The 18,426-nt window shown below is 45.1% G+C and carries 20 protein-coding genes; 16 read left to right on the top strand and 4 right to left on the bottom strand.

What is annotated here, in order from left to right; all coding sequences use genetic code 11:
* The first annotated feature begins 84 nt into the window (after nt 1-84).
* Nucleotides 85-1,677: a CTP synthase gene (locus tag CEF20_RS13855; protein WP_100332498.1), complete on the top strand. Its 1,593-nt coding sequence runs from the start codon at nt 85-87 to the stop codon at nt 1,675-1,677.
* Between the two features lie 123 nt (nt 1,678-1,800).
* Here CEF20_RS13855 and CEF20_RS13850 read toward each other — a convergent pair whose 3' ends face one another.
* A complete protein-coding gene (locus CEF20_RS13850; RefSeq protein ID WP_232713583.1) occupies nt 1,801-2,331 on the bottom strand; it encodes a DUF2529 family protein in 531 nt (176 codons plus the stop codon).
* Between the two features lie 161 nt (nt 2,332-2,492).
* Here CEF20_RS13850 and CEF20_RS13845 point away from each other — a divergent pair, with 161 nt between their 5' ends.
* From CEF20_RS13845 to CEF20_RS13780, 14 genes are all read left to right on the top strand, one after another.
* On the top strand, nt 2,493-2,855 hold the full coding sequence (locus CEF20_RS13845) for a response regulator (RefSeq protein ID WP_100332496.1): 363 nt from the start codon (nt 2,493-2,495) through the stop codon (nt 2,853-2,855).
* Nucleotides 2,856-2,987: 132 nt separating this feature from the next.
* A complete protein-coding gene (locus CEF20_RS13840) occupies nt 2,988-3,851 on the top strand; it encodes a class II fructose-bisphosphate aldolase (protein WP_100332495.1) in 864 nt (287 codons plus the stop codon).
* A 138-nt stretch (nt 3,852-3,989) separates the two neighbouring features.
* Nucleotides 3,990-4,637 carry a fructose-6-phosphate aldolase gene (gene fsa / locus CEF20_RS13835; RefSeq protein WP_100332494.1) on the top strand — a complete coding sequence of 216 codons (648 nt, stop codon included), beginning with the start codon at nt 3,990-3,992 and terminating at the stop codon, nt 4,635-4,637.
* A 128-nt stretch (nt 4,638-4,765) separates the two neighbouring features.
* Nucleotides 4,766-6,049 carry a UDP-N-acetylglucosamine 1-carboxyvinyltransferase gene (locus tag CEF20_RS13830; protein ID WP_100332493.1) on the top strand — a complete coding sequence of 428 codons (1,284 nt, stop codon included), beginning with the start codon at nt 4,766-4,768 and terminating at the stop codon, nt 6,047-6,049.
* A 102-nt stretch (nt 6,050-6,151) separates the two neighbouring features.
* On the top strand, nt 6,152-7,117 hold the full coding sequence (gene glpX / locus CEF20_RS13825) for a class II fructose-bisphosphatase (RefSeq protein WP_100332492.1): 966 nt from the start codon (nt 6,152-6,154) through the stop codon (nt 7,115-7,117).
* A 265-nt stretch (nt 7,118-7,382) separates the two neighbouring features.
* Nucleotides 7,383-8,666 (top strand): transcription termination factor Rho, encoded by a 1,284-nt coding sequence (gene rho / locus CEF20_RS13820; RefSeq protein ID WP_100332491.1) that lies wholly within the window; start codon nt 7,383-7,385, stop codon nt 8,664-8,666.
* A gap of 136 nt (nt 8,667-8,802) precedes the next feature.
* Complete coding sequence (rpmE, locus tag CEF20_RS13815) at nt 8,803-9,006, top strand: 50S ribosomal protein L31 (protein WP_100332490.1); 204 nt, start codon at nt 8,803-8,805, stop codon at nt 9,004-9,006.
* Nucleotides 9,007-9,115: 109 nt separating this feature from the next.
* The gene (locus CEF20_RS13810) at nt 9,116-9,736 is read left to right on the top strand and encodes a thymidine kinase (RefSeq protein WP_100332489.1); all 621 of its coding nucleotides are present in this window, start codon (nt 9,116-9,118) and stop codon (nt 9,734-9,736) included.
* Between the two features lie 56 nt (nt 9,737-9,792).
* On the top strand, nt 9,793-10,224 hold the full coding sequence (locus CEF20_RS13805; protein WP_100332488.1) for a hypothetical protein: 432 nt from the start codon (nt 9,793-9,795) through the stop codon (nt 10,222-10,224).
* A 180-nt stretch (nt 10,225-10,404) separates the two neighbouring features.
* Nucleotides 10,405-11,475 (top strand): peptide chain release factor 1, encoded by a 1,071-nt coding sequence (prfA, locus tag CEF20_RS13800; protein WP_100332487.1) that lies wholly within the window; start codon nt 10,405-10,407, stop codon nt 11,473-11,475.
* Nucleotides 11,476-11,478: 3 nt separating this feature from the next.
* Complete coding sequence (prmC, locus tag CEF20_RS13795) at nt 11,479-12,339, top strand: peptide chain release factor N(5)-glutamine methyltransferase (RefSeq protein WP_100332486.1); 861 nt, start codon at nt 11,479-11,481, stop codon at nt 12,337-12,339.
* An 82-nt stretch (nt 12,340-12,421) separates the two neighbouring features.
* Nucleotides 12,422-13,102 (top strand): stage II sporulation protein R, encoded by a 681-nt coding sequence (spoIIR, locus tag CEF20_RS13790; RefSeq protein WP_100332880.1) that lies wholly within the window; start codon nt 12,422-12,424, stop codon nt 13,100-13,102.
* A 221-nt stretch (nt 13,103-13,323) separates the two neighbouring features.
* A complete protein-coding gene (locus tag CEF20_RS13785; RefSeq protein ID WP_100332485.1) occupies nt 13,324-14,382 on the top strand; it encodes an L-threonylcarbamoyladenylate synthase in 1,059 nt (352 codons plus the stop codon).
* 321 nt (nt 14,383-14,703) lie between these two features.
* Nucleotides 14,704-14,886 carry a hypothetical protein gene (locus tag CEF20_RS13780; RefSeq protein ID WP_157796294.1) on the top strand — a complete coding sequence of 61 codons (183 nt, stop codon included), beginning with the start codon at nt 14,704-14,706 and terminating at the stop codon, nt 14,884-14,886.
* Nucleotides 14,887-15,537: 651 nt separating this feature from the next.
* Here the strand turns inward: CEF20_RS13780 and CEF20_RS13775 are convergent.
* From CEF20_RS13775 to CEF20_RS17145, 3 genes are all read right to left on the bottom strand, one after another.
* A complete protein-coding gene (locus tag CEF20_RS13775) occupies nt 15,538-16,158 on the bottom strand; it encodes a hypothetical protein (RefSeq protein ID WP_100332483.1) in 621 nt (206 codons plus the stop codon).
* Nucleotides 16,159-16,622: 464 nt separating this feature from the next.
* Complete coding sequence (locus CEF20_RS13765; protein WP_100332481.1) at nt 16,623-16,859, bottom strand: hypothetical protein; 237 nt, start codon at nt 16,857-16,859, stop codon at nt 16,623-16,625.
* Between the two features lie 671 nt (nt 16,860-17,530).
* Nucleotides 17,531-17,710, bottom strand: a complete 180-nt coding sequence (locus CEF20_RS17145) for a hypothetical protein (protein ID WP_232713539.1) — start codon at nt 17,708-17,710, stop codon at nt 17,531-17,533.
* A gap of 44 nt (nt 17,711-17,754) precedes the next feature.
* Here CEF20_RS17145 and CEF20_RS13755 point away from each other — a divergent pair, with 44 nt between their 5' ends.
* Nucleotides 17,755-18,345: a manganese efflux pump MntP gene (locus tag CEF20_RS13755; protein ID WP_232713538.1), complete on the top strand. Its 591-nt coding sequence runs from the start codon at nt 17,755-17,757 to the stop codon at nt 18,343-18,345.
* Nucleotides 18,346-18,426: the final 81 nt, after the last annotated feature.

The following is an 18,426-nucleotide window of genomic DNA, read 5'->3' as shown; positions in this document are numbered from 1 at the left end:
TTTTTGTATTTTTAAGCCCCGGCTACATGTATGCCATGAAATAAGTGCATTCTAGAAATAATAGATTGAAGGGGGCTTTTCAAATTGACTAAATATATTTTTGTAACAGGCGGAGTTGTTTCTTCTTTAGGAAAAGGAATTACAGCAGCTTCTCTTGGCCGCTTGCTGAAAAACCGCGGGCTAAAGGTAACCATTCAGAAATTCGATCCGTACATCAACGTCGATCCGGGAACGATGAGTCCTTATCAGCATGGAGAGGTGTTTGTGACGGAAGATGGAGCGGAAACCGATTTAGACTTAGGCCATTATGAGCGCTTTATTGATATTAATCTGTCTAAATACAGCAACGTGACGACAGGAAAAATTTACTCGACGGTTTTGCGCAAGGAACGCCGCGGGGAATATTTAGGCGGAACGGTGCAGGTCATCCCGCACATCACAAATGAAATTAAAGAGCGTGTGATGCGCGCAGGCAAAGAAACAAAGGCTGATGTCGTTATCACTGAAATTGGAGGAACAGTGGGAGATATTGAATCACTGCCTTTCCTGGAAGCAATTCGCCAAATTAAAAGCGATATCGGACATGATAATGTCATGTACATTCATTGTACGCTCATTCCGTATTTAAAAGCGGCGGGCGAAATGAAAACAAAGCCAACGCAGCATAGCGTGAAAGAACTGCGCAGTCTGGGAATCCAGCCGAATATTATCGTCGTCCGCACAGAAATGCCGGTCTCTCAGGAGATGAAAGAAAAGCTGGCTTTATTCTGTGATATTGAGCCGGAAGCCGTTATTGAGGCATTGGATGCGGATACGCTTTATGCGGTGCCGTTATCCCTGCAAGACCAAAAAATGGACGATTTAGTTTGCCGTCATTTAAAGCTGCAATGCCATGATGCGGAAATGACGGAATGGAAGGCGCTTGTAGAGAAAGTCCGCAATCTGTCCCGCAAAACAAAAATTGCCCTTGTCGGTAAATACGTGGAGCTTCAAGATGCTTACATTTCTGTCGTGGAAGCATTGAAGCATGCCGGCTATACATTTGATGCTGATATTGAAATTGACTGGGTGAACTCTGCTGAGATTACAGCAGACAATGTCGAAGAGCGTTTGAAAGATGCGTCAGGTATTTTAGTGCCGGGCGGATTCGGAGACCGCGGCATCGAGGGAAAAATGGAAGCTATTAGGTATGCCCGTGAAAACAAGGTGCCGTTTTTCGGTATTTGCTTAGGCATGCAGCTTGCTTCTATTGAATACGCCAGAAATGTGCTTCGTTTAGAAGGAGCGCACTCTTCTGAAATTGATGCAAACACGCCTTATCCAATAATCGATCTTCTGCCTGAACAAAAGGATATTGAAGATCTCGGCGGAACGCTTCGCCTCGGCTTGTATCCATGCAAGCTGCAAAAAGGCACAAAGGCATTTGCGGCCTATAATGATGAAGTGGTGTATGAGCGCCACCGCCACCGCTACGAATTCAATAATGAATTCCGCGAAATGATGGAGAAGAAAGGTTTTATCTTCTCCGGAACAAGTCCGGATGGACGCCTGGTGGAAATTGTGGAGCTGGCGGATCATCCTTGGTTCGTCGCGGCTCAATTCCATCCAGAATTCGCTTCTCGTCCAACGCGCCCGCAGCCGCTGTTCCGTGACTTTATTGAAGCTTCGTTGAAATAACGACGAAAATCCCCTTGAAGCACATGCTTCAAGGGGATTTTTCATGGCTTCTGACCGTATTTCCGGCTGCTCCGCCCGGAAATTAACAAGGTCCACCCGAAAACGAAAGAAATCCGCCCGGAATCATCCCATTTCTGGCAGTTCTTCATTGTCCAGCAAAATTTCATCCATAGTGATCTTCAGTAAAAAGTAAATATAAAGTCCGGCCATGCCCGAGGAAAAGCCGGTGCGCCCGCCGCTTTCATCAGGAATGAGCCCTTTTATTAAGTGGGTGTCAATGAAGAAATCGGCGATATCGGCCAGCGATTCTTGATCGGACGCGGCTGCGCCGGCAATGGCCACAAAAGGCACATGCTTTTCCTGCAAAGCCTTAGCAACGGCGATGGCTTGTTCATCATGAGCAAAACGAGTAACAAGCACCGCGCGATCCACAGCGGTTAACGCGCTGATATCGGAAAGCTCCTTAGCATGAGGAAGCGGCTCCGCTCCCTCAAGCGCCTCTGCTTCCACGGCTTTCATTTCCCGAAAACCCTTTATATAAATCGCACCCTCACCTATCGCAGCTTGCGCCAGCAGGCGTGCGCCATCCTCCACCGTTTCCGCTTCTTTGTCGGCAATTCGCTGAAACAGTCCGTTTAACTGAGTAGTAAACATTTTCAACAACGAGCTTCACTCCTTTTCGGCCTTCATTATATCGCTCTTTGTTTGCGGGATCAAAGAACAAGTAGACTTGTGAAATTAATTGGCCGAATTAGCAGGAATTCCAGAGAAGGAACAAGAAATAAAAAATATAGTCATTGGCAGGGGGGTATAACGTGAGTGGAAAAATTCTGATCGTGGATGACCAATTTGGCATTCGCATTTTATTGAATGAAGTGCTGCAAAAGGAAGGATATGAAACCTATCAGGCCGCTAACGGTGTCAAGGCGCTGGAGCTTGCCGATGAACATTCGCCGGATTTAGTGCTTTTGGATATGAAGATTCCGGGAATGGATGGAATAGAAATTTTAAAAAGAATGAAGCAAAAAAACAGCGATATTCGCGTGATTATTATGACCGCTTACGGAGAATTAGATATGATTCAGGAGGCGAGAAACCTCGGCGCGTTAACGCATTTTGCGAAGCCTTTTGATATTGATGATATTCGGGAGACAGTCAAGCATTATATCACCAATTAAAAGGAAAGCGCCATGGGCTTTTTTTGTCTTTTCGATTGGTAAAGATCGGCTTGTTTTGATATGATACAAGTGTAAATTGATTTGCAGGAAAGACGTTTATACACTTACGAAGTGATCAAGGAGGAAAAATTTATGCCTTTAGTTTCCATGACAGACATGCTGAACAAAGCAAAAGAAGAAAAATACGCTGTAGGACAATTTAACTTAAACAATCTTGAGTTTACACAAGCGATTTTGCAAGCGGCAGAGGAAGAAAAATCACCCGTCATTCTCGGAGTATCTGAAGGCGCCGGCCGCTACATGGGCGGATTTAAACTGGTTGTTGAAATGGTGAAAGCTTTGATGGAAGAATATAAAGTAACTGTGCCAGTGGCGATTCACTTAGACCATGGCTCCAGCTTTGAAATGTGCGCAAAAGCCATACAAGCAGGGTTTACTTCCGTGATGATCGACGGGTCTCATCATCCGTTAGATCACAATATTGAATTGACGAAGAAGGTCGTAGAGCTTGCTCATATTCATGGAGTATCTGTTGAAGCTGAGCTTGGACGCATCGGCGGCCAGGAAGATGATCTTATCGTGGACGATGCGGAAGCGATGTACGCTATTCCGGAAGAATGCGACCGCCTCGTGCGCGAAACAGGGGTAGATTGCTTTGCACCTGCATTGGGCTCCGTCCACGGTCCATACAAAGGGGAGCCAAATCTTGGCTTTGACCGCATGGAAGAAGTGATGAAACTTACAGGCGTTCCTCTCGTGCTTCACGGCGGAACAGGTATTCCAACGAAGGATATTCAGCGGGCCATTTCTTTAGGAACAGCGAAAATTAACGTCAACACAGAAAACCAAATCGCTTCAGCAAAGACCGTTCGCCAAGTATTAGCGGACAAGCCGGATCTTTATGACCCGCGCAAATACTTAGGACCTGCACGCGAAACCATTAAAGAAACCGTAAAAGGAAAAATGCGCGAATTCGGTTCTTCAGGAAAAGCGTAACAGTTGCCAATAGCTGAATGGATAGAGGAAACCGCCTTATTTCTGTAAGGCGGTTTCCGTGCATATTTTTCTGATCAAAAATATAATAAAGCGGACTGCCTGGCTTGCGGGCAGATCGGATAAAAGGAGCGATGACATATGAAGTTTTTTATCGATACAGCTAATATGGAAGAGATCAAAGAAGCACATTCATGGGGAATTCTTTCAGGGGTAACAACGAACCCGTCCCTTGTAGCGAAAGAGACGGTTCCATTTCATGACCGCCTGCGCGAGATCACAGATTTAGTCAGTGATTCAGTCAGCGCCGAGGTGATTTCCCTTGATGCGGAAGGAATGATCAAGGAAGGGCGTGAGCTGGCGCAAATCGCTCCGAACATCACCGTCAAAGTGCCGATGACGCCGGAGGGATTAAAGGCGGTTGCTGTTTTTTCTAAGGAAAACATTAAAACGAATGTGACATTAATTTTCAGCGCTAATCAGGCGCTATTAGCTGCTCGGGCAGGTGCTACATATGTCTCTCCGTTTTTAGGCCGCTTGGATGATATCGGCGCCGACGGATTAGAGCTAGTGGAACAAATCGCCTCCATCTTCGCTATCCATGACATTCCAACCGAAATTATTGCGGCTTCCATCCGTCATCCGCAGCATGTTACAGAGGCATCATTGCGCGGTGCACATATTGCCACTGTACCGTTTAAAGTATTAAAGCAACTATTCCAACATCCACTTACAGATAAAGGAATTGACGCGTTTCTTGCTGACTGGGAAAATCGAAAAGCCAAATAATAAGGCCATTTCCTCATACATGATTTACCTCGTATGGGATAAACTAATAAATATTAAATTGGCTGTAAAACATCTGGGTATTATTCCTTTTCGATGCTTAGTCAGTGCGTGAAAGAAGGGAGTCAAATATGGAAAAGCTGAAAATTGTAGGAGGACATCCGCTGAAAGGGACGATTCGGGTGGACGGGGCGAAGAATAGTGCTGTCGCCCTCGTTCCAGCGACGATTTTGGCGGAGTCTCCCGTCACAATTGAAGGGCTGCCGGACATTTCTGATATTCATATGCTGAAAGGATTGCTCGAGGAGATCGGCGGCGACATCACTTTTCAGCATGGCAAGATGAGAGTCGATCCTGCCAATATGATCGCGATGCCGCTTCCAAACGGAAAAGTGAAAAAGCTGCGCGCTTCCTATTATTTAATGGGAGCGATGCTTGGAAAGTTCAAGAAAGCGGTCATTGGGCTGCCCGGCGGCTGCCACTTAGGGCCGCGTCCTATCGATCAGCATATTAAAGGGTTTGAAGCGCTTGGAGCAGAAGTGACCAACGAACAAGGTGCTATTTATTTGCGGGCGAAAGAGCTGCGCGGAGCTAGGATATATCTTGACGTGGTCAGCGTGGGCGCAACAATCAATATCATGCTGGCGGCTGTCAAGGCCAAAGGCCGAACCGTTATTGAAAATGCGGCCAAGGAGCCCGAAATTATTGATGTTGCCACATTGCTCAACAATATGGGAGCAAAAATTAAAGGAGCCGGAACGGATGTCATCCGCATTGAAGGTGTGGATCACCTAGACGGCTGCCGCCATACGATTATCCCCGACCGCATAGAAGCGGGAACCTTCATGATTCTTGCAGCAGCAGTTGGCGATGGGATCGTGGTGGACAATGTTATTCCGCTTCACCTGGAGTCCTTAACGGCCAAGCTTCGTGAAATGAATGTGCCGGTGGAAGCAGGGGATGATCAAATCTATATCGGCAAGGCGGAAAAACTGAAAGCAGTGGATATTAAAACACTTGTGTACCCCGGGTTTCCAACAGATTTGCAGCAGCCTTTTACCGCTGTATTAACGAAAGCGGAAGGATCTGCAGTCGTGACCGATACGATCTATTCAGCTCGCTTCAAACATATTGATGAATTGCGGAGGATGAACGCCAATATGAAAGTAGAGGGCAGATCCGCGGTGATAAACGGTCCTGTACAGCTGCGTGGTGCCAAGGTGAGAGCGAGTGATTTGCGGGCGGGAGCCGCTCTCGTAATCGCCGGACTGATGGCCGAAGGAACTACGGAAGTGACAGGGCTTGAGCATATTGACAGGGGATACAGCCATCTCGTTGAAAAGCTGAGCGCCCTCGGAGCAGAGCTTTGGCGGGAAGAACTTTCGAAGGAAGAGCTGGAACAAATAAAAAGCTAAATATTTCTTCTCCGCACTTTCAGCTAAATGTGTTACAATAAATATGTTGATTGTGACATACGGATTAAAATCTGCAGCTGTAATACAGGAGGAAAAACAAAAATGGAAAGAAGTTTATCAATGGAGCTTGTCCGTGTAACGGAGGCCGCAGCATTAGCTTCTGCACGCTGGATGGGACGAGGCAAAAAAATGGAAGCTGACGACGCGGCAACATCCGCCATGCGCGATGTATTCGACACCATTCCGATGAAAGGAACAGTGGTGATCGGAGAAGGTGAAATGGACGAGGCGCCAATGCTTTACATCGGAGAAAAGCTCGGAACAGGCTACGGCCCAAGAGTGGACGTGGCGGTTGATCCCCTGGAAGGAACGAACATAGTGGCATCTGGAGGCTGGAATGCGCTGGCTGTATTGGCCGTAGCAGACCATGGCAACCTTCTGCATGCGCCGGATATGTATATGGAAAAGATCGCGGTAGGTCCTGAAGCTGTTGGACAGGTTGACATTAACGCTTCGGTGCTGGATAACTTAAAAGCGGTAGCCAAAGCGAAAAATAAAAACATTGAAGACGTGGTAGCAACCGTCTTGAATCGTCCGCGCCACGAAGAAATCATTTCGCAGCTGCGCGAAGCAGGCGCCCGCATTAAATTAATCAATGATGGTGACGTAGCAGGTGCGATCAACACAGCGTTCGATCACACAGGCGTAGATATTTTATTCGGTTCCGGCGGAGCTCCAGAAGGGGTTATCGCAGCCGTAGCGCTGAAATGCCTGGGTGGAGAAATCCAAGGACGCCTACTGCCGCAAAATGATGCTGAACTGAAGCGCTGCGAAAAAATGGGAATCGACGTGAAGAAAGTTCTTCTCATGGAAGATCTCGTTCGCGGAGATGATGCGATCTTCGCAGCTACCGGCGTCACAGACGGCGAATTAATGCGCGGTGTTCAATTTAAGGGCACCTATGGAGAAACCCACTCCATTGTGATGCGGGCTAAATCCGGAACAGTGCGCTTTGTCGATGGACGTCACAGCTTGAGCAAGAAGCCGAACCTAGTGATTAAGCCTTAATGAGCGACTGACTAAGCAATCAGGCAGCGGCTGAACGGGCTCTTATAACGGGCCTGTTTCCCGCTGTTTACTTTTTATTTAACCCACTATTACTGCTGCATAGACTATGCTTGCAACCGCACAGGCAAGATAACTTTTCCTTCCTTTTACAATTTACTTATTGATTCAATAATCCCTAACAGTTAAAATAGGTATGTTTTTATCTTCTTTATGATTAGCTCGCTTATTTACATAGGGGAGAATTAAATTAAAGTGTGGTGCCAATATGGAAGAATTAACTATTTCTTATTTAGAAAATTTAAAGCTGAAAGAGCTTTATGAGCTAGCACGGAAATTCAAAATTTCATACTACAGCAAACTGACGAAAAAAGAACTGATATTCGCTATTTTGAAAGCGCGCGCAGAGGAGCAGGGCTATTTCTTTATGGAAGGCGTTCTGGAAATTATTCAATCGGAAGGCTTCGGCTTTTTGCGGCCGATCAATTATTCGCCAAGCTCTGAGGACATCTATATTTCCGCGTCGCAGATTCGCCGGTTTGATTTAAGAAACGGTGATAAAGTATCCGGAAAAGTCCGGCCTCCAAAGGAAAACGAACGCTATTACGGCCTCCTTCATGTCGAAGCCGTGAACGGGGATGATCCGGAATCGGCGAAAGAACGTGTACACTTCCCAGCATTGACTCCTTTATATCCGGATCGCCAAATTCTGCTTGAAACCAATCCAAAAAATCTTTCCACGCGCATTATGGACTTAATTGCTCCGGTAGGCTTTGGCCAGCGGGGATTAATTGTCGCGCCGCCCAAAGCTGGTAAAACTATGCTGCTGAAGGAAGTGGCTAACGCCATTTCCTCCAATCATCCGAATGCTGAGCTGATTGTTCTTTTAATCGATGAGCGTCCGGAAGAAGTGACGGATATTGAACGTTCGGTGCAAGCGGAGGTGGTCAGCTCCACATTTGATGAAGTGCCTGAGAACCATATTAAAGTGGCCGAGCTGGTGCTTGAGCGGGCCATGCGCTTGGTGGAGCATAAGCGGGACGTGGTTATTTTAATGGACAGCATTACACGGCTTGCGCGAGCGTACAATCTAGTGATCCCGCCAAGCGGCCGGACGCTGTCAGGCGGGATTGACCCAGCCGCTTTTCACCGCCCGAAGCGCTTCTTCGGTGCGGCCCGCAATATTGAAGAAGGGGGCAGCTTAACCATTCTAGCGACTGCTCTCGTTGATACGGGCTCCCGGATGGACGATGTTATTTATGAAGAGTTTAAAGGAACCGGAAACATGGAGCTTCATCTGGACCGCTCTCTCGCTGAACGCCGGATTTTCCCTGCCATCGACATTAAGCGCTCCGGTACGCGCAAAGAAGAATTGTTGATGGAGAAAAGTCAGTTGGATATGATCTGGTCCATCCGCAAAACGATGTCCGATTCACCGGATCTTTCCGAGAAATTTCTTCGCAAGCTAAGGCAAACGAAGACTAATGCCGACTTCATCAAGCTTCTTTTAAGTGACATTAAAGCGAATGGAACATCCAAACGAATTTTGTAATTCTTAATTGATTTTTGCAGGAAGGCTTGTTATAATGTTGTCAGTGTGTTTAGCAACTGAGTGCGGTGGTTTTAAGCTGTACTTCTTATAGACTTACTCTGTTTCAGATGATTCAGGGCGGAAGGAGATGACAAGAATGAAAGCAGGAATTCATCCAGATTACAAGAAAGCGACAGTAAAATGCGCATGCGGAAACGAATTTAAAACTGGTTCTATCAAAGAGGACATCAGAGTGGAAGTTTGCTCTGAATGCCATCCATTCTACACAGGCCGTCAAAAATTCGCTGATGCAGGCGGACGTGTTGATCGCTTCAACAAAAAATACGGCTTGAAGAAATAATTAAAAATAAAAGAACAGGCAAGGAGTTAATGATTAACTGCTTGCCTGTTTTTTATATTCCCAATAGGATACCCCACCTTTAATGAGTTGTGAAAGTGAGGCTTTTTCCATGTATGTGATGAAACAAACCGGATGGTTGGAAGTAATTTGCGGCAGCATGTTCTCTGGGAAGTCAGAAGAGCTGATCCGCCGTGTCCGACGGGCGCAATTTGCCAAACAAATGATCATGGTCTTTAAACCGGAGATCGATAACCGCTACAGTGAAAAATCGGTTGTTTCCCATAATGGATCTTCTGTCATTGCTCAGCCAGTGAGCAAGGCGGAGACAATTTTAACAGAAGTTACAGACGATGTAGATATTGTAGCCATTGATGAAGCGCAGTTTTTTGACGAGAAGATTATCCAGGTCGCCCAGACCTTAGCTGACCGGGGACATCGAGTGATCTTGGCTGGATTGGATCAGGATTTTCGCGGCGAGCCATTTGGCCCGATGCCTGCTTTAATGGCGGCCGCGGAGCTGGTGACGAAGCTTCAGGCGGTTTGTGCGGTCTGTGGTTCACCGGCCAGCCGGACTCAGCGGCTGATCAATGGTCAGCCGGCTGCTTACGATGATCCGGTTATTTTAGTAGGAGCTTCCGAAAGCTACGAGCCGCGCTGCCGCCATCATCATGAAGTGCCGCATGCCGCTGGCGTGTCCGAACAAGAAGCCCTCATCGAGAAAAATCAATAACCGTTCGGATAAACCTCCTCCATTCAGGTGAATCTAGAGTAGAGGAGGTTTTTTTCATGCGAATGTTTCTAATTGCCATCATGTCCGCTGCCGTATTAAGTGCGTGCGGCGACAAGGAGGCATCCAATGAAAGCTGGATGGAAAATGAGGACGGAAGAGAATTCGCCCCTGGAAGCTTAACGGAAACGCGGGCGGATGAAGCGAAGCAAGATGACCCGGTGAACACGAATCAAAATCCCAATTTTCTTGATTTGTCCCCGGAGCAGCCCACAACGGGCACTGATATTGACAAGGCGAGAGATGTTGTCCGCCGCTATTCTCCTTATGCTCCGGGCGCCGTATGGGTCAATGGCGACCGGATGCAGGTGACGGTGCATGAACGAAAGAGCGAGCGTTATCAAGCATCGGACGAAAAGGCCGTCTATGAAAAGTTAATTCAGGCTCTGCCGCGCTATAAGATTGATGTAAAGGTTAAAAAGCGCAGCTAGCTGGTGCATGAAAGCGTGAAATTGCATCGCCACTGACAAAAGAGGGCTCTCCAACGGCTGCGCCAGCCGGAGGACGGGGGCTCTTTTTCTTATGTGAGCGGAGGCTGAACCCGCTCTTCCGCTTTTCTTTTTGATATAATATAATAAAGTACATTATGGACTTAAAATTGAGGTGAAGTCATGTTTGATCGGTTACAGGCGGTAGAAGACCGCTATGAGAAATTGAATGAGCTTTTAAGTGATCCCGAAATCATTAATGATCCGGCCAAGCTGCGTGATTATTCGAAGGAGCAGTCGGATCTTGAGGAAACGGTTCAAGTATATCGTGAATATAAAGAAGCGAAGGGTGAATATGAGGACGCGAAAGCGATGCTTGAAGAGAAGCTGGATGCGGACATGCGCGAGATGGTGAAAGAAGAGATCCAGGAGCTTGAAGGCCGGCTTGGGGGATATGAAGAACAATTGAAGCGCCTCCTTGTGCCGAAAGATCCGAACGATGATAAGAACGTCATAATGGAGATTCGCGGGGCAGCCGGCGGCGATGAAGCGGCGCTGTTTGCCGGTGATCTGTACCGGATGTACAGCCGGTATGCGGAAGCGCAAGGCTGGAAAATCGAAGTGATTGAAGCGCACCCGACAGGCTTGGGAGGCTATAAAGAAATCATCTTTATGATAAACGGAAAAGGCGCTTATTCAAAAATGAAGTTCGAAAACGGCGCTCACCGGGTGCAGCGCGTGCCGGAGACGGAATCAGGCGGACGCATTCATACATCGACCGCCACTGTCGCTTGCTTGCCGGAAGCGGAAGATGTGGAAGTGGACGTTCACGAAAAGGATATTCGGGTGGACACATTCGCTTCAAGCGGACCGGGCGGCCAAAGTGTCAACACGACGATGTCCGCTGTGCGCTTAACGCATCTCCCGACAGGCATAGTCGTGTCCTGTCAGGACGAGAAATCACAAATTAAAAACAAAGAAAAAGCAATGAAGGTGTTGCGCGCCCGCATTTATGATAAGTTTCAGCAGGAAGCGCAAGCAGAATACGATGCCCAGCGGAAATCAGCTGTCGGTTCAGGTGACCGCTCCGAGCGCATTCGCACGTATAATTTCCCGCAAAACCGTGTGACAGATCATCGCATCGGTTTAACCATTCAAAAGCTGGATCAAATTCTAGAAGGCAAGCTGGATGAGGTATTGGAAGCGCTCATTATGGAAGAGCAATCCTCCAAGCTTGAAAAGCTGCAGGACTAGCCGATGTCTAAAAAAGTATACGAAGCCCTCCATTGGGCTTCTTCTTTTTTAAGGGAGCACGGGCGGGATGCCAATGCGGGAGAAATTCTATTACAGCACGTGCTGAAGATGCGGCGCTCAGAATTATTCGCTCACTTGCATTTAGAATTAACGAATCAACAGCTGACGGAGTGGCGGCAGCAAGTCGAAAGACATGCAGAGGGCGTCCCCGTACAATATATAACCGGCAAGGAAGAGTTTTATGGAAGAAGCTTTCATGTGAACCCGAGTGTGCTGATTCCGCGGCCGGAAACAGAAGAGCTGATTTGGCATGCGCTAAGACTGATGAAAGAGCATTTTCCTGAAACAGCTTCTTTAACGATGGCCGATATCGGCACAGGGAGCGGCATTTTGGCGATTACAATGAAGCTTGAACGGCCTGACCTTGATGTCTATGCGGTCGATCTCTCGGAGGAAGCGCTCCAGACAGCGCAACAGAACGGAGAAAAATGGCAGGCGGATGTGAAGTGGATGCAAGGAGATCTTCTAGAACCGCTGGCGTCGGCAGGGATTAAGCTTGATGTGCTTTTATCCAATCCGCCGTATATTCCGATCGGCGACAAAGAAGAGCTTTCCCCTGTCGTGGCCGACCATGAACCGCATCTCGCGCTGTTCGGTGGAAAGGACGGTCTTGCGATCTATCGCCGTTTTAGTGAGCAGCTTGCCCGAGTGCTAAAGCCGCGGGCGCTCGTCGGTTTCGAAGTCGGCGCCGGCCAAGGGGAGGCGGTCGCTGCTTTGCTGCAGAAGGCCTTTCCTGAAGCGGCGGTTGAAGTTAAGCGGGATATCAACGGCAAGGACCGGATGGTTTTTTTAAGAAGATCCTAGTTTGAAAGACAATAAAAAAAGTGAGATTCATTGTTTAGGTTTTTCTCCTTTTGGACAGAATGATGGCCAGGAGGGGAAAAACATGAACAAAAAAATAGCAGGTATATACCTATTGATTATATCCGTGGCGACGATCATCAGCTTATATATGCCCGGTCAAGCAGAAGAAGCGGAAGAAACGGTCGTGATACCGAAGGAAGCGATTCGGCTGCGGATCTTGGCAAACAGCGATAGCGAGACCGATCAAGCACTCAAAAGGAAAATCAGAGATGATGTCAATCAAGAAATCACAAAGTGGGTGGCGGATCTGAAGGAGCTGCCGCAGGCTCGTCAATTGCTGAAGAAAAAGCTCCCTGAAATTCAGCGGATCGCTGCAGAAAGAGCAAGGAAAGAGGGAGTCGGCGATCCGATTCAGGTGGAGTTTGGCAAAGTGGACTTTCCGACGAAATTATACGGTAATTTTCTCTATCCGGCGGGAGAATATGAAGCGATTCTCATTACGATAGGGGAAGGGGAGGGAGCTAACTGGTGGTGCGTGCTATATCCGCCGCTATGCTTTCTGGATGCCTCCAACGGGACAGCGGTCAGTCCCGGTGTAGAAGAAGATGCGCGGCAAGCTTCACAGGAGGAAAACGCGAAAGCAGAGAAGAGACCCGCGTCCGCACCCAAAGCCAAGCCGCTTAAGGCTCCGGTTTATGCGGAAGGCAAGGAAGTCACTCCGCAAATTAAGCTGGCGATTGTCGAATGGTTCAAAAGAGATTAAAAGAATATCAGCGAAAGTGGTGAAGATGGGGATAAACAGCTGTGGATTACAGAGAAATTGCGTTATTTTTCAGAAATTTATCCACAGCTATCCACAGATTTATACACAAAAGCAAAAAAACTATCCACATTTTGTGGATAAACTCCTTTCGTTTGTGAATATCTGGGTATATAGTATTCAATAAACGGGAAAAACACTGAATATGAAAAAAGGTGAACGAATTGATCACAAAGTATTGGCATGTGGATAAAGATGTGGATGATTTAAAAAGTTATCCACAAATCAAAGAAGCGGCCGCTTTACTGAAGAATAATGAAGTGGTGGCTTTTCCGACAGAAACGGTTTATGGCCTTGGCGCTAATGCCCTATCTGAGGAAGCCGCAGCGAAAATATATGAAGCGAAAGGGCGGCCGAGCGATAATCCGCTGATCGTCCATATTGCGGATCAGGCGCAGCTTGAAAAGCTGGTCGCCGATATTCCTTTGCAAGCGCAGAAAATGATGCAAGCTTTTTGGCCGGGACCATTAACCATTATATTTCAAAAGAAGGATCACGTATTAGCGGATAAAGTAACAGCTGGACTGGAAACGGTAGCGGTGCGCATGCCGAATCATCCGCTGGCACTCGCCGTTATTCGTGAAGCGGGCGTTCCGATTGCAGCTCCAAGCGCCAACCGCTCAGGAAAGCCAAGCCCGACCGCGGCTAAGCATGTATGGCAGGATCTGGAAGGGAGAATAGCCGGTGTGCTGGATGGCGGTGAAACGGGGGTCGGCGTGGAGTCGACCGTTGTGGATTGCACGGCGGAGGTACCGGTGATTTTGCGGCCGGGTGGCATTACAAAAGAAGATATGGAAGCCGTGGTAGGGAAGACGGTTTTTGATCCAGCATTGAAAAACGCTTCGGAAAGACCGAAATCGCCGGGTATGAAGTATAAGCACTATGCACCGAACGCGCCGATGTATTTAATGGACGGCAGCCGTCAGTGGATACAGGCGCAAATTGATGCAGCGCGCGCGCAGGGAAAAAAAGTCGGCATGCTGACAACAACAGAAGAGGCGCCGTTCTATCGGGCTGAAGTTGTGATCCCATGCGGCAGCAGAAAGAATTTGGCCTCTGTAGCCCATTCCCTTTACGATGTTCTTCGTACTTTTAATGAAGCCGATGTGGAAGTGATCTTCTCGGAAACCTTTCCATATGAGGGGGTCGGAGTCGCGGTAATGAATCGTTTGGAAAAAGCCGCTGCTCACCGTTGGCGGAAAGAGGAAGAGGCTTCCCCATAAGCCCCTTAGGCAAATCCTAACGTTTCGTTGGGGGTCACAAGAAGAGAGAAAAACAATACCTAAACATGACAGGAAAAGGACGTAACCATGACATAGGCAGGACATTGGAGCGAACGGCTTATGCCGCGGAAATTTAAAGGTGCAGAGACTTACTGTAAATCAAATCGTAGAATAAATAGTGAATAGCCAAACAAGAAACGAGAAAATGGGGTTTGTTGATCTTTGGCTTTAAAATTCCCTTATTTTGCGTTTTAATAATTTTAGGACTTTTAATTAAAAACGATTAGAAGCGAAGATAAAAGATTCTGAAGGGTGATGAAAGTGAAAAGGGATTCAGAAAAAACGATTCAAGAATTGTTAAAAGAGCTTTCTGAATTAAATCGTCAAGACAAGAATCAAATTCGAAAACTGTCCGCTAATGAACATGGGGTTATATTGCTGGATAGAAATAATCCATCTGATGTCGAATGGTATGAAAATGATAACGCTTATGATCTGATTTAAATAAAATAAGCCTCCTCAAAAGATCGAGGAGGCTTAAGTAATATTGATATGACCACTCTACGAGATTCTCTATATATCCGAAGAACATTGACACTTAGTACAGGCTGGTTATCATCAGCAATTCGTTCACCATAGTCCTCATCTCAGCTATAAAACGTATCTTTCTATTCTGGATCCGAAAGAAAGTGCCGCTCCCATTTTACTGCTTCTTCGATGTCCTCATTTTCCTTTATGCTTATAGAAAAAGTGTAGGCCGGCACCGAAAATATGTAACAGGTATCAGCTTCGTATATGTTCTTAATCATGTATAACATTGCTTCTGTTTCGTTATTGAATACTGACTGCTTAATATCTCTAGCTATAGCGTTCGTCCGCTATCTTCCTCCTTTTTCCCGCATTTTAAAAATTTGATAATGTCGATATCGACAGCTTTTCGTATGTTCCATTATTTTATAATCTTTATCAACACTCCACACTTCTAATCAGAAAGAAGTACTTTTGTTATTCGTATTTTTTGCTAACCATTGTGAAAACTCCTTTAATCCACACTTTGAATGTAACTTTCCGATTTCACTAGAAGAAGCAAGTGGCTAAGAAAATATTACAAAAATAGCTAGTTACTTTTAATCTCAAAGTAACTAGCTATTTTTATTAATAACAATTAGTTTTTCCAGGAAATTTTTTCTCCATTTTCTTACTACAATCTAGGAGAATGGAAGACACGGTAACTATAACACCTGCTATATTGCTTCTTATTCCTAAAGCTATTATTTTTTTAGCTGCTAAAGTGAATTCTTTATCAGCAATCAGGTTAGCTATAGTGGAAATTGTCGTTACAGGCCCGTAATTTGCTTTTAATCCATTTTTTATGCAAGTATTTTCGGCTTTGATATATGCAGGTTTTTCTTTCATCCCGTGCCAAGCACAAGCTGCTAATCGAGGTGAGATTATTTGTTCTGGAACCTCTGCGAATAAATTATTTTCTTCTAATTGTTGGATTACTTCTTTTGAACCTTCTAATCCAGCTAACTCTTCTTCGAATTTCTGTTGATTAAAGCCTATAAGTTTATTGTTTTGTGTAACTTGTCCGGATTCATAAACTAATTCTAGCGATTTAGCTAACAGTTCAACTTCTTCCTCTGAAACTTCAATTTCTTCTTCAAATGTTTGTTTGTTGCTTTTTGCACTAGCTGTGGAAGTAATGGTCCCGATTAACAGTACAACGATCATGAAAGTAGATAAAACCTTATACCAATTTTTAATATCTTTCATTTTTTTGTACTCTTTTTATAAAATGTTTTTTGTAACAGCCAAATAATTAATAAGAAAAATAAAGCAAAAATAATTCTAGAAAATAAACTAAGTGCTAAATTGGATTGATCAAAAAAGTCTACTGAAACAATAAATGTTAATAAAAATCCTAATAAAAATATACTTATATACCTAAGTACCATATATTCCCTACCCTTGTTGTATAATAACATAAATGTAATTGAAAAAAGATTCTTTTTTTAAACATTTAAAAGCTTGTCCTTCTAACTCTTATATTAAATAGCAATTCACCCCTTTTTTGGAAACCCCTAATTTTATGTATTTTTCCTTGAGCGCCTTCAAGGTAACCAGTGGGTATTTAAATCTATAATTATTGAACATAGATATTAGTTCCATAAAAAAGATTGTAGATCCAACTTTTAGCCTCTCAAATCCAATAATCTGTGATTGGTGAAAAGTTCCAGCTATGGGTTTGGCATTTCTTCTGGTTTATAAAAACCGTTGGGCATAGCTCCAATATAAACATTGTCACTTGTTATCTTTACTTGTTGTACCAGATATATAACATTAGAAATACTATACTGGCTTGTTTGACTTTCATAGGAGTTATTCAAATTTTCAGCAGCTTGAACTTCATTTTCTGTAAATAAATCTGTTGTTACAATTCCTAATGTTAATGTGTCAATTAAAAACTCCCTCACTATTAATTTCCTAAAAAATAAAAAATATGTATTTTTTTCACAATCAATGTTATTATCTTTAGGCTTTAATATCAAGTTAATTTTTGTTTTTTTAATAATTTTTTCGATATTTTGTTTATTTTAATTTTTCATCCAATAGGAAAACATGCATGCCAATGAGAATATTCTATTGGATAAAAACAGCCTGCCATTATACTTTAGGGGACTGTGTAACAATAAAGTCAAATCTCGGAATAAGTCTTAGCGGCTATTAGGAATCCTGTCATATAAAAGAGATAGGGTTCCTTTTTAGAGTTCACTTTTTATTTCTCACATCCCTCTAACTCATCCGCAATCTTGTTTAGTTCCTTCTTGACCTGCTTGTTTTGCGACATTGGAATATGTATCACACGATCTTTGTTGATCATCAAACTGAATGGCTCATTATCATGAATCAGTCTAGCAATTGATCTCAAGCCATCTGCTTCATACGTTCCCACTACGGTAAAGCCAGCAATCCCTCACATGACAAAACGCTCACTATCGAAAAAACCATCAATAATTTTCAACTCATCTATCATTTGTCGCCGATCCTTTTTATAAGGCAATATGCCCCAAATTTATTATAGCTTGTAAAGCATCCGAAATTTTAGAAGGGTAAAACACTCTTACACATAAAAGTCCTCTAATGATTAATCAAACTCATCGACAGCCTTTAGCAGGTCATCCGTGTAAATATTAAATAAATAACATTCCTGGTCGTGCTCTATCCTTTGAATAAAATTTGTTTCCTGAAAAGTTTCATAATCTATTTCTTCCACAAGAACAGCTATATAATCCATAGTCTCATTTTTAGGTTTGACCTTGAACATCGCCTTAGGCGGATTTTAAAGAAAATTCTGCTGTTCCCGTGCATATGTTGAAGAGTAGCACGTCCAAAAGGGAAGGGAATGGTGGAGGAATGGGGGAACTGCTCACGCTAGCGATGATGGCCGTTGCCTTAGGAATGGATGCCTTTTCAGCAAGCTTAGGGATCGGCATGCGCCCGATTCGGCGCAAGCGCATTTTGGTGATGGGCCTGGCGGTTGGCGCATTGCATATTGGTTTTCCGTTTATCGGCATGGTGGCCGGGCGCTTTTTATCGAATCTGTTTGGCGAAGTGGCCAATACGGCTGGAGGCATCTTGCTGATCCTAGCGGGGCTGCAAATGATCGGCTCCATCCTAAATAAAGATGAAGAGCGCAGAAGCGTGCCGTCTGGATGGAGCTTGCTGCTTTTCGCTGTCATCGTCAGTTTAGATAGCTTTTCGGTAGGGTTGACGCTGGGGATTTACGGAGCAAGAGCCGCGCTGGCATTAGCGCTTTTCGGCGGAATAGCCGCGGTGCTAACGTGGAGCGGTTTGCTTTTGGGCAAACGAACAAAGGGGTTGCTTGGATCCTATAGTGAAGCTTTTGGCGGGTGCATATTATTCGCATTTGGGTTAAAATTACTATGGCCAATAGGCTGAAAAAGATAGAACTAAATTCCCTCTTTTGAAAAGAAATCCTATATAATAGAAGCAAGGCAACTTGTATTGGGAGGGAAAATG

The organism is Bacillus xiapuensis, from assembly GCF_002797355.1.
In the GTDB taxonomy this organism is placed as follows: domain Bacteria; phylum Bacillota; class Bacilli; order Bacillales; family Domibacillaceae; genus Bacillus_CE; species Bacillus_CE xiapuensis.
Note: the sequence above shows the minus strand (reverse complement) of the source record. Positions and strands in the feature narration are given on the sequence as shown.